General features: G+C 41.1%; 10 protein-coding genes. 8 read left to right on the top strand and 2 right to left on the bottom strand.

What is annotated here, in order from left to right:
• Nucleotides 1-168: 168 nt before the first annotated feature.
• From tdh to ACSBQP_RS04415, 8 genes are all read left to right on the top strand, one after another.
• Nucleotides 169-1,233 (top strand): L-threonine 3-dehydrogenase, encoded by a 1,065-nt coding sequence (gene tdh / locus ACSBQP_RS04450; RefSeq protein ID WP_048002214.1) that lies wholly within the window; start codon nucleotides 169-171, stop codon nucleotides 1,231-1,233.
• Nucleotides 1,230-2,411, top strand: a complete 1,182-nt coding sequence (locus tag ACSBQP_RS04445; protein WP_435028219.1) for a glycine C-acetyltransferase — start codon at nucleotides 1,230-1,232, stop codon at nucleotides 2,409-2,411. The genes tdh and ACSBQP_RS04445 overlap by 4 nt, the downstream gene beginning before the upstream one ends.
• A 157-nt stretch (nucleotides 2,412-2,568) precedes the next feature.
• Nucleotides 2,569-4,095 carry a tRNA (N6-isopentenyl adenosine(37)-C2)-methylthiotransferase MiaB gene (miaB, locus tag ACSBQP_RS04440; RefSeq protein WP_007499471.1) on the top strand — a complete coding sequence of 509 codons (1,527 nt, stop codon included), beginning with the start codon at nucleotides 2,569-2,571 and terminating at the stop codon, nucleotides 4,093-4,095.
• 1 nt (nucleotide 4,096) lies between these two features.
• Nucleotides 4,097-4,531, top strand: coding sequence for a RicAFT regulatory complex protein RicA family protein (locus tag ACSBQP_RS04435; protein ID WP_008344661.1), 435 nt, complete (start codon nucleotides 4,097-4,099; stop codon nucleotides 4,529-4,531).
• Nucleotides 4,532-4,779: 248 nt separating this feature from the next.
• Complete coding sequence (gene cotE, locus ACSBQP_RS04430; protein ID WP_007499466.1) at nucleotides 4,780-5,325, top strand: outer spore coat protein CotE; 546 nt, start codon at nucleotides 4,780-4,782, stop codon at nucleotides 5,323-5,325.
• 163 nt (nucleotides 5,326-5,488) lie between these two features.
• Nucleotides 5,489-8,026 carry a DNA mismatch repair protein MutS gene (mutS, locus tag ACSBQP_RS04425; protein ID WP_435028312.1) on the top strand — a complete coding sequence of 846 codons (2,538 nt, stop codon included), beginning with the start codon at nucleotides 5,489-5,491 and terminating at the stop codon, nucleotides 8,024-8,026.
• A 22-nt stretch (nucleotides 8,027-8,048) separates the two neighbouring features.
• Complete coding sequence (gene mutL, locus ACSBQP_RS04420; protein WP_217815773.1) at nucleotides 8,049-9,950, top strand: DNA mismatch repair endonuclease MutL; 1,902 nt, start codon at nucleotides 8,049-8,051, stop codon at nucleotides 9,948-9,950.
• A gap of 204 nt (nucleotides 9,951-10,154) precedes the next feature.
• A complete protein-coding gene (locus ACSBQP_RS04415) occupies nucleotides 10,155-10,325 on the top strand; it encodes a hypothetical protein (RefSeq protein ID WP_017359046.1) in 171 nt (56 codons plus the stop codon).
• A 144-nt stretch (nucleotides 10,326-10,469) separates the two neighbouring features.
• Here the strand turns inward: ACSBQP_RS04415 and bslA are convergent, their stop codons facing one another.
• Both bslA and ACSBQP_RS04405 read right to left on the bottom strand, forming a co-directional pair.
• Nucleotides 10,470-11,006 carry a biofilm surface layer hydrophobin BslA gene (gene bslA, locus ACSBQP_RS04410; RefSeq protein ID WP_017367279.1) on the bottom strand — a complete coding sequence of 179 codons (537 nt, stop codon included), beginning with the start codon at nucleotides 11,004-11,006 and terminating at the stop codon, nucleotides 10,470-10,472.
• Nucleotides 11,007-11,131: 125 nt separating this feature from the next.
• Nucleotides 11,132-11,533 carry a hypothetical protein gene (locus ACSBQP_RS04405; protein ID WP_187349922.1) on the bottom strand — a complete coding sequence of 134 codons (402 nt, stop codon included), beginning with the start codon at nucleotides 11,531-11,533 and terminating at the stop codon, nucleotides 11,132-11,134.
• Between the last annotated feature and the right edge of the window lie 428 nt (nucleotides 11,534-11,961).

Raw genomic sequence — 11,961 nt, 5'->3', positions numbered from 1 at the left:
AGCAAATCTCCGAATAAAAGGAGATTTGCTTTTTTTTTTAGAAAAATATCTAAAAAAATATGTGGAGTGTTCATTTGTCTTCTCCTGAAAGACATCGGTATTTACGTCTAAAATAAGACATGATAAGATCGGATTGGGAGAAGTTTTTTAACAAAGGGGTTGTACGTCATGTGTGGAACGATGAAAGCGATTGTTAAAAAAGAAAGCGCTTACGGAGCGACGATGATGGAAATGCCAATTCCAGAAATAAGGGATCATGAAGTGCTTATCCAAGTAAAGGCTACATCGATATGCGGAACGGATGTGCATATTTATAATTGGGATGATTGGGCGAAGGGGAGAGTCAAAGCACCGTACATTTTTGGTCATGAATTCACAGGGGAAGTTGTCAAAACGGGGAACCAAGTCTCACGAGCAAAAGTAGGGGATTTTGTATCGGCTGAGACGCATATTGTCTGTAATCAGTGTTATATGTGTTTAACGGGTCAGCAGCATTTGTGCAGCGAAACGAAAATTTTAGGGGTCGACATTGATGGCTGTTTTGCTGAATATGTCAAAGTACCAGAACAAAATGTGTGGCATAATCCAGCTCAAATGCCAGTGGAACTTGCATCTATTCAAGAACCGCTTGGAAATGCTGTTCATACAGTTCTGCATACACCTGTTTCAGGAAAGTCAGTGGCGGTTTTTGGCTGTGGGCCCATTGGTTTAATGGCGATTGCGGTTGCAAAAGCCTCCGGGGCTGTCCAAGTGTTCGCTGTTGATAAAAATGAATACAGACTGGATCTTGCCCGTAAAATGGGTGCAGATCATATCGTGGATATCGGAAAAGATGATCCTGTTGCCATGATCAAGCAGCTCACGCGGATGGAAGGGGCAGACGTGATGTGTGAGATGTCAGGACATCCCGTTGCGATTAATCAAGCACTCGAAGCTTGTGCAAATGGAGGGAAAGTGAATATACTAAGTTTGCCAGAGCGGCCGGTAACCATTGACATTACGAATCAAATTGTTTTTAGGGGATTAACCGTGCAAGGGATCACGGGGAGAAAAATGTTTGAGACGTGGCGTCAAGTATCTGAACTTTTAAGAACGAATACCATTGATGTACAGCCGGTTGTCACCCATACGCTGCCATTTGAAGATTTTGAAAAGGGATTTGAACTCATGAGAAATGGTACGTGCGGGAAGGTCGTACTGATCATGCCATCATATCAAAGGGGGACGAAATGATGAAAGAATTTACGTATTTACAAGATGAATTGGGCACAATGAAGCAGCAAGGCACCCATCAAACACTGAAAGAAATCGATTCCAAACAATCATCCACGGTGACATTAAATGAACAATCCGTCATACAACTCTCTTCAAATAACTACTTAGGTCTCACCTCACATCCAAGGCTGATGAAAGCGGCAAAAGAGGCGATTGATGAATTCGGTGCTGGAACAGGATCTGTACGAACCATTGCTGGAACGATGACAATGCATGAACGGCTTGAAAAAAAGCTCGCAGCTTTTAAAAAGACAGAGGCAGCCCTCGTATTCCAATCAGGCTTTACGACCAACCAAGGGGTCTTATCCAGTATTCTCACAAAAGATGATATTGTCATTTCAGATGAGCTGAACCATGCCTCAATCATCGATGGGATTCGCTTAACAAAGGCAGATAAAAAAGTATATGCTCATTCTAATATGGAAGAGCTTGAGAAAATATTAAAGAAATCGATGAATTACCGCGTCCGTCTTATCGTGACAGATGGTGTGTTCTCAATGGATGGAGATATTGCACCGCTTCCTGAGATTGTAAGACTTGCAGAAGCATATGATGCCTTTGTGATGGTAGACGATGCCCATGCGTCTGGAGTACTTGGTGAAAATGGCCGCGGAACAGTGAATCATTTTCAACTTGACGGCAGAGTGCATATTCAGGTTGGCACACTTAGTAAGGCAGTTGGTGTGCTAGGCGGTTACGTCGCTGGTTCTGCCGTTTTAATCGACTATTTAAAGCATAAAGCAAGACCGTTTTTATTCAGCACCTCACATCCGCCGGCTGTCACAAGAGCCTGTGAAGAAGCCATTGAAGTGTTGTTAGACGAACCGGAGCGCATTGAAACACTTTGGGAGAACGCGGCCTATTTTAAAGAAAAAGTCATCGGTCTTGGATTTGAGGTGGCACCAACAGAAACGCCTATTATTCCAATGATGATTGGAGACGAGGCACTCACTTTCCGGTTTTCAAAAGCATTAATCGAGCGCGGCGTTTTCGCTCAAGGCATTGCTTTTCCAACTGTAGCGAAAGGAAAAGCGAGAATTAGAGCCATCATCACAGCAGAGCACACAAAAGAAGAGCTTGACCGTGCACTGACAATCATCGAAGAAGAAGCAAAAAAACTGAATATACTTAATTGAGAGAGCTGAGGCTCTCTTTTCTTTTGATCAAGAGTATTGATGACTGTCCAGATGATAGACATTTTTCATAGAAAAAACACAAATGAATTTATTTTCAATTCACGACAAAATAGTCTATACTGTAGGGTGGAGCTTGGTTTGAAAGGAGTACAAATTCATGAATGAAGAGCAGAGAAAAGCGAGCGGACAAGTAAGTTCATCGGACAAAAAATCCGAAAAGGACTACAGCCAATATTTTGAAGCTGTGTACATTCCGCCTTCCTTAAAAGATGCAAAAAAACGGGGTAAAGAAGAAGTCGAATACAATCAATTTCAAATTGACGAGCGGTTTCAAGGGTTAGGGAACGGCCGCAAGTTTTATATTCGCACATATGGCTGTCAAATGAATGAGCATGACACAGAAGTGATGGCTGGTATTTTTATGGCGCTTGGTTATGAACCAACAAATTCGACTGAAGATGCGAATGTCATCTTATTAAACACTTGTGCCATTCGTGAGAATGCAGAAAACAAAGTGTTTGGAGAGCTTGGTCATTTAAAAGCATTAAAGCGTGAAAAGCCTGATTTAATCTTAGGCGTCTGCGGATGCATGTCGCAAGAAGAATCTGTCGTTAACCGTATTTTGAAGAAACACCCATTTGTTGACTTGATTTTCGGTACTCACAACATTCACCGCCTGCCAGAGCTATTATCTGAATGCTACCTTTCAAAAGAAATGGTCATTGAGGTTTGGTCTAAAGAAGGCGATGTGATTGAAAATCTTCCGAGAGCCCGCCAAGGAAAAATTAAGGGCTGGGTGAATATTATGTACGGCTGTGATAAATTCTGTACATACTGTATCGTCCCTTACACGCGCGGGAAGGAAAGAAGCCGCCGTCCGGATGAAATTATTCAAGAGGTCAGACGCTTAGCAGCAGAAGGATATAAAGAAATTACCCTTCTTGGTCAAAACGTGAATGCGTATGGAAAAGATTTTGAAGACATGGAATATGGTCTTGGTCACCTCATGGATGAGCTGCGTAAAATCGATATTCCACGTATCCGTTTTACAACAAGCCACCCGCGTGACTTTGATGATCACTTAATTGAAGTGCTTGCCAAAGGCGGAAACCTTCTCGACCATATTCATTTGCCGGTTCAATCAGGAAGTTCTTCTGTGCTGAAACTCATGGCAAGAAAATACGACCGTGAACGTTACCTTGACTTAGTGCGTAAAATCAAAGAGGCAATGCCAAATGCTTCATTAACAACGGACATTATCGTTGGGTTCCCAAATGAAACAGATGAGCAGTTTGAAGAGACGCTTTCCCTCTATCGTGAGGTTGAGTTTGATGCGGCTTATACGTTCATTTACTCTCCAAGAGAAGGAACACCCGCAGCCAATATGAAAGACAACGTGCCAATGCGTGTAAAAAAAGAACGTCTGCAGCGCCTGAATGCACTCGTAAATGAAATTTCTGCGAAAAAAATGAAGGAATATGAAGGGCAGACTGTCGAAGTATTAGTAGAGGGTGAAAGTAAAAACAACCCTGAGATCCTAGCCGGATATACAAGTAAAAGCAAGCTTGTGAATTTTAAAGCACCAAAAGAAGCGATTGGCAACATCGTCAAAGTGAAAATCACACAAGCCAAAACTTGGTCTCTTGACGGAGAAATGGTTGGAGAAGCTATCGAGGTGAATTAAAATGACGCTTTATTCAAAGAAAGAGATTGTCGAGCGCGCAAGAGAGCTCGCGAAAATGATTTCTGAAACAGAAGAAGTTGATTTCTTCAAAAAAGCAGAAGCGCAAATCAATGAAAATACAAAAATTGCAGCGATCATTAATCAAATTAAGGCGCTTCAAAAGCAAGCTGTGAATTTAAAGCATTATGGCAAACATGAAGCCTTAAAACAAGTGGAAGAAAAAATTGATGCCCTGCAAGAAGAACTGGATGAGATCCCAGTGATTCAAGAATTCAAAGAATCGCAAACAGAGGTTAATTCCCTGCTTCAGCTTGTAGCGCACACAATTTCTAATCAAGTAACGGATGAAATCATTCTTTCAACCGGCGGTGACCTCTTATTAGGAGAAACCGGTTCAAAAGTGAAAAACTCATCCCCAAGTTGCTCCATTAAATGAGAAAACCCCGCAGATGCGGGGTTTTTTGTTTTCTGATGTAAGAATTGCATACCTTCTTTCTCCTTCAGCTTCCATCAACCCCAATCTCTCACTCTCCAACTTTTCCAATTTTCAAGGCAAGTTTATGGGCGACCATGCATACACTGAAACAGAAATGAATTTAATTGAACATGAGACTCAAAATCGTGACACACTAGACGAATGCCCAGCATAAGATAAAACGATCAAGAACAAGGAGGCATGCCGGAATGTCTGAATACAGAGAAATTATTACAAAAGCGGTGGTTGCAAAAGGGAGGAAATTTACCCAAAGCACACACACCATTTCTCCATCGCAAAAACCAACCAGCATCCTAGGCGGTTGGATCATTAATCATAAGTATGATGCTGAAAAGGTCGGTAAAACAGTTGAGATTGAAGGTACATTTGATATTAACGTCTGGTATTCTTACGCAGACAACACGAAAACCGAAGTGGTCACAGAACGTGTAAAATATGTAGATATCATCAAACTGAGATATAAAGATAAAAACTTCCTTGATGATGAGCACGAAGTGATTGCGAAAGTCTTACAGCAGCCCAATTGCTTAGAAGTCACGATTTCTCCAAATGGCAATAAAATTGTCGTTCAAGCAGAGCGTGAATTCATTGCTGAAGTAGTAGGGGAAACCAAAATTGTTGTAGAAGTCAATTCAAGCTGGAAAGAAAAAGATGATCACGAATGGGAAGAAGAAGTGGATGAGGAATTAGAAGATATTCATCCAGAATTCCTCGCGGGTGATCCAGAAGAGTAATTGATGACTAGGGCGCATATCCCCCTAGTTTTTTTGTGCCTTGATCTAAGGAAAAAAGGTGAATTTTTATGCTATAATGAAAGATGGTATGAATTCGAAAGTAATATAGTGAGGGATTAGAAATATGGCAAGTTATACGCCCATGATACAGCAATATTAAAAGATCAAGGCAGATTACCAAGATGCCTTTTTATTTTTTCGCTTAGGCGATTTTTATGAAATGTTTTTTGATGATGCAAAAGAAGCAGCACAAGAATTAGAAATTACGTTAACGAGCAGGGATGGCGGCACGATTCCAATGTGTGGTGTTCCATATCATTCTGCGTCTGCATACATAGAACAACTGATTGAAAAAGGCTATAAAGTCGCCATTTGTGAGCAGGTGGAAGACCCTAAAACGGCAAAAGGTGTGGTCAAAAGAGAGGTCGTTCAACTGATTACACCAGGTACGGTCATGGATGGCAAAGGATTGAATGAAAACGAAAATAACTTTATCGCGTCTGTTTCCAGCTTTCAAAATGGCTACGGTCTTGCGCTTTCCGATTTATCAACAGGTGAAAACATGGCGGCTTTCATTGAACGGTTAGATGAAGTTGTGTCTGAAATTTATTCTGTCGGTGCAAAAGAGATTGTGGTATCAAAGCAGCTCGATGAAGAAACGGTGAAAACCCTGAAGGAACGCTGCCAAGCGACCATCTCATACGAAGATAGCGCTGAATTAATAGATGAAGCTGAACGACTCGTTGCTCATCTTGACGAACATCTGAAAATAGCATTTTTAACACTCTATGCATACTTAAGAAGAACGCAAAAAAGGAGTCTTGATCATCTTCAGCAAGTTCAAGTGTTTCAGCTTGAACAAACGATGAAAATTGATCTTTACTCAAAGCGAAACCTTGAATTAACAGAAACCATCCGTTCAAAAAGCAAGAAGGGTTCTTTATTATGGCTCTTAGATGAAACAAAAACGGCAATGGGCGGAAGATTGCTGAAGCAATGGATCGATCGTCCGCTCATCCGCCTTTCACAAATCAAAGAACGCCAGGAAATGGTGCAAATTCTGATGGAACATTTCTTTGAGCGAGAGGATCTGCGAGAACGTTTAAAGCAAGTGTATGATCTTGAACGTCTAGCAGGCCGTGTGGCATTTGGAAATGTGAATGCCCGTGATCTTATTCAATTGAAAGAATCTCTCAAGCAAGTGCCGGCTATTAAAGAGCTTGTCCATTCTCTCCCAGAGGATATGGCGAAATCTAGAGCAAATGACATTGACCCATGCGGTGATTTACTTGATTTATTAGAAGATGCTCTTTATGAGAATCCGCCGATGACGTTAAAAGAAGGCAATTTGATTAAAGACGGCTACAATGCAAAATTAGATGAATATCGTGATGCGAGCCGAAACGGGAAAGATTGGATCGCTCGTCTTGAACAGCAAGAAAGAGAATATACAGGCATTCGTTCGTTGAAAGTCGGCTTTAATAAAGTGTTTGGCTACTATATCGAAGTGACCCGTGCAAATACGCATTTATTAGAAGAAGGCCGTTATGAAAGAAAACAAACCCTTGCCAATGCAGAGCGGTATATTACACCTGAATTGAAAGAAAAAGAAGCCCTTATTCTTGAGGCGGAATCAAATATTAGTGAATTGGAATATGAACTATTTTCTGCGCTTCGGGAACAAGTAAAAGCCTATATTCCTAGATTACAGTTGCTCGCAAAACAAATGAGTGAGCTTGATGCGCTGCAATGCTTTGCCACTGTGAGTGAAAAGCGGCGTTATGTCCGCCCTGAATTTTCATCAGATGAAGTGGAAGTCATTGATGGTCGTCATCCTGTTGTTGAAAAAGTGATGGATCATCAAGAGTATGTGCCGAATGACTGCCAAATGGGCAAAGGGAGACAAACCTTGCTCATTACTGGTCCGAATATGTCAGGGAAAAGCACATATATGAGACAAATGGCATTGATCTCAATTCTTGCGCAAATTGGCTGTTTTGTGCCAGCATCAAAGGCAACCCTTCCGATATTTGATCAAATCTTTACACGCATTGGGGCGGCAGATGATTTGATTTCTGGTCAAAGTACTTTTATGGTAGAGATGCTCGAAGCAAAAAATGCAATGGTACATGCGACAAAGAACAGCTTGATTTTATTTGATGAAATTGGACGCGGGACAAGCACTTATGATGGAATGGCTCTTGCACAGGCAATCATTGAATTTGTGCATGATCATATTGGTGCCAAAACCCTTTTCTCCACTCATTATCATGAACTGACGGTACTGGAATCCCAATTAAGCGAACTGAAAAATGTCCACGTACGAGCAGAAGAACATGAAGGGACAGTTGTTTTCTTACATCAAATCAAAGAAGGAGCAGCGGATAAAAGCTACGGCATCCATGTAGCGCAGCTTGCTGAACTGCCTGATGCGATCATTGATCGAGCCCAGACCATCTTAACGGAGCTTGAGAGCGGATCACATGAAGTGATTCCGAGCGTCTCTAAAGCCCCGAAAAAAGAAATGGCTGAGGAAAAACAGCAGCTTTCTTTCTTTGAAGTGGAAGAAAAACCGCAAACAAAACCTGTGCTGAAAAACAAAGATCAAGCAGTCATCGAAGAATTGAAGTCATTTAATTTAATGGATATGACACCGCTTGAAGCGATGACAAAGCTATATGAATTGCAAAAGAAATTATAATGTAAGGTGAGGTGAGCAAGAAATGGCAAAGATTATTCAGTTATCCGATGACCTATCAAATAAAATTGCAGCTGGTGAAGTGGTCGAACGTCCGGCTTCTGTTGTAAAGGAGCTGGTGGAAAATGCGATCGATGCTAGTAGTACTGTCATTGAAATCGATGTAGAAGAAGCAGGACTTTCTTCTATTAGAATTATTGATAATGGGGTGGGAATCGATGCTGAAGATTGTAAGCTCGCCTTTCAGCGTCATGCAACGAGTAAAATCAAAGATGAAAATGATCTGTTTCGTGTCAGGACACTCGGTTTCAGGGGGGAGGCGTTGCCAAGTATTGCCTCCGTCTCTCACTTAGAAATGAAGACAAGTACCGGTGAAGGTGCTGGAACACACTTAGCTCTCCAAGGCGGGAAGATCATTTCGGAGAAAAAAACCTCTGGCCGTCGCGGCACCGAAATTGTGGTCACCAATTTATTTTATAATACGCCAGCCCGTCTAAAATACATGAAAACGGTTCATACGGAGCTTGGCAACATTTCTGATGTTGTGAACCGAATTGCACTTGCTCATCCAGAAGTGTCGATTCGTTTGCGACATCAAGGAAAAGTGCTGCTTCAAACAAATGGAAACGGGGATGTGCGGCATGTGCTTGCGGCCATTTATGGAACGGCAGTGGCCAAAAAAATGCTGCCACTACATGTACAATCACTTGATTTTGAAGTGAAAGGCTATATTTCCTTACCAGAAGTGACAAGGGCATCACGTAATTATATGTCTTCTGTTGTCAACGGCAGATACGTCAAGCATTTCCCGCTGGTGAAAGCCATTCATGAAGGATACCATACACTGCTCCCGATCGGACGCCATCCGATTACATTTATTGAGATGAAGATGGACCCCATTTTAGTCGATGTGAACGTACATCCTTCTAAACTTGAAGTAAGACTAAGTAAAGAGCAGGAACTTCATGAGTTGATCAAACAAGGTATTAAAGACGTCTTTCAAAAGCAGCAGCTTATTCCAAGTGCTTCAGTGCCAAAAAAAGCACCAATGCCAGCAGTGAAAAATGAGCAACAGTCCTTATCTTTTGATTCTAAACAAACAATGAAAAGCCGAATGGAAACACCTGTTTCCTATGAGCCGGACTCACTCGCATCGGCTGTATACGAGACCAGTCAGAACGACACATACGGGGTGCGTGAACCGGAAAGTACGGAAGCGACTTTACCAGCATCGTCTGAAGAAACGTTTGACCATGTATATGTAGAGGAATCTGCAGCTTCGCATGAACAACATGACGAAGTGATACTGGAAGAGAGTGCAGCCCAGCATCAGGCTGAAAGTGAACGTGTCCCTGTGATGTATCCGATTGGACAAATGCATGGAACGTATATTTTGGCCCAAAATGAACGCGGTCTTTATATCATCGATCAGCACGCTGCCCAAGAGCGAATCAAGTATGAGTACTTTCGTGAAAAGGTAGGAGACATTGAACAGGAAGTGCAAGAAATGCTTGTTCCATTAACCTTTCACTACTCAAAAAACGATATGTTGATTATTGAAGAGCATATCGATATTTTAGCAAAAGTAGGGGTCTTCTTAGAGCCATTCGGATCAGGTAGCTATATCGTTCGATCGCATCCGCAGTGGTTTCCTAAAGGGGAAGAGGCTGAACTCATCGAAGAAATCATTCAGCAAGTACTTGATGAAAAGCGTGTGGATATCAAGAAACTGAGAGAAGAAGCGGCGATCATGATGAGCTGTAAAGGCTCGATTAAAGCAAATCGTCATTTGCGTAACGATGAAATCAAAGCCTTATTAGATGAACTCCGGCAAACACAAGACCCATTTACATGTCCGCATGGCCGGCCGATTATGATTCATCATTCCACTTATGAAATGGAAAAGATGTTTAAACGGGTGATGTAGCAGGATTTTAGCTGGTGGGTGAATCGGTTTGCCCACCAATTAATTTTTCAATCCGATAGTTTGGTTCCTGTTGTTGTGATGTGAAGATAAACATCCGCTGTCATGTTGTAAGGATAACCCCTTTCCTCAAATGGATAGGGGTTTTTGTTATTTGGTTATACGATTAGGTGAAGCGTGATATGATTGTAAAAAGGAGGGAATATGATGACATTTAAAAAAGCGTTCAATATAGGTTACTTTGTTTTGCTTTTATCTTTTTTTGTCGTATATTTTTTGCTTCCAGTCGATCAACTATTTACCGCAATGATGATTCTAACCTTACTATTTGGCGTATATCAATTTGTGATTTTTAAAAAACTAAAAGAGCAAAAATAATAATAAAAAACGCCATATATGGGTTTGCCAACTAATGATGACAGACCATCATGAGATATGGTGTAACAATTATATAAAATGCAGTAAGCACAGTGGCAAGAGATGTAATAAATGAGAAAAAGCGCTCTAAGAGCGCTTTTTTGTTTAGCATCCGCAAGGATTTGGCGGTGTGACGACAACTGGCCGTTTATTAATATCAATCGTATCCTCTGCATAAAATGTGGAACCGATGCTGATCGCACGATTTTCTGCGCGGAACGTATATGTACCTGCAGCAGGAAGTACTTTATGAGAAAGTTGTAATGTATATTGGGAACTTCCGAATAAATCGAAACGAGCTGGAATGCGAACAGTTTTTCCATTGTTCAAAATGTAACTGTCTTTTAAAGCTTTTCCGTTGATAATATCTTTTGTTGTGGCTTGAAAACCTGCTGGTAAAGTAAATTCAACTGCACCAATACTAAGAACAGAATTTGGACGGTAAGTCAGGTCAATGTCAGAAAAAGACCATTCTTGTTTACTTGCTCCTGTGATTTTTGCATAAAGTGCAGCTGGCCTTGCATTCGTTGAAGCTTTGCTTTCCTCTGTTTTAGCCCCTTCAGCTGATGCGGCTAGCGGTACTGAGAGTGCCATGACCAATGTAAGCATCCCCATCATAATGATTGTCCATGTTTTCTTCATTTCTTCCTTCCCCCTTGGTTGATTATAGGTAAATAATAGATGATTACATCCATTATTTACCTATAAGGTTACCATATTCCTATATGTCATTAAATGGTATTTTATACCCTTATTTTGCTTGTTTTTTAGTAATAACGGGGTAGGAATGCATTTGGTTGGTTCATTCCGTAAGCATTTCCTGTCATATGATGATTTGCTGGCATCATCATTTGCATATCATGATAGCCGTATGGCTGGTGGGGAGCCATACCATAACCGCCGTAGTGACCGAAGTGATGGTGATCGTTCATCTGTACATTTGAATAGGGTTCATACTGCTTCATAAAAGGGGAATAGGCTGAATGATGATGCGGATGGTGTCCGCTATAAGCATCTTTTTTACCGGTATGATAATGATTTGGCATATTCATAGGGTCATGCATGTTTGGTGCGATCATATGCTCATGATTGGCTGTATACACATTTTCAAACGTGTGATAGGGATTTCCTTGATGGTAATGGTTGGTTTGGTTATTCATATTGTTCATTTTGTATCTCATCCTTTTTTTCAGGTTGCCATATCTTATGAACTGCACCTGTTTCATGAGCCTATCCATATGAAAGAAAAGAACAACATGCAACAAAAAAACCGGCTTTTCAGCCGGGAAAACAAAAAGCAGGTGTAGCGTCAAACACTAAAATGAGAAGCTATGTCTTTTTCTGCGACGCTTCTTACATCTGCTGCAGACACTTTTAGGAAAATAATGGGGATCGTAGCTTCTTGAAGTATCCCAAAAATCGCTCTCAAACCAATCATCTTTTTTATGATAAAACTTCTTTTTTTCACACGGATCCATATGGTGATGATCGTCATGCTTTTTATAGCATTTTGAGTGGGAATGTTTGCTCTTGCATTTGCACATTGTCATCCCTCCTAAATGTGACTCAATGCTAGTATATGCAAGAAAGGTGTACG

Origin of the sequence: Bacillus sp. G402 (assembly GCF_051172515.1) — a bacterium.
Classification (GTDB): Bacteria; Bacillota; Bacilli; order Bacillales; family Bacillaceae; genus Bacillus; species Bacillus altitudinis.
The sequence above is the reverse complement of the archived record's forward strand: the minus strand, read 5'-3'. Positions and strand labels throughout refer to the sequence as shown.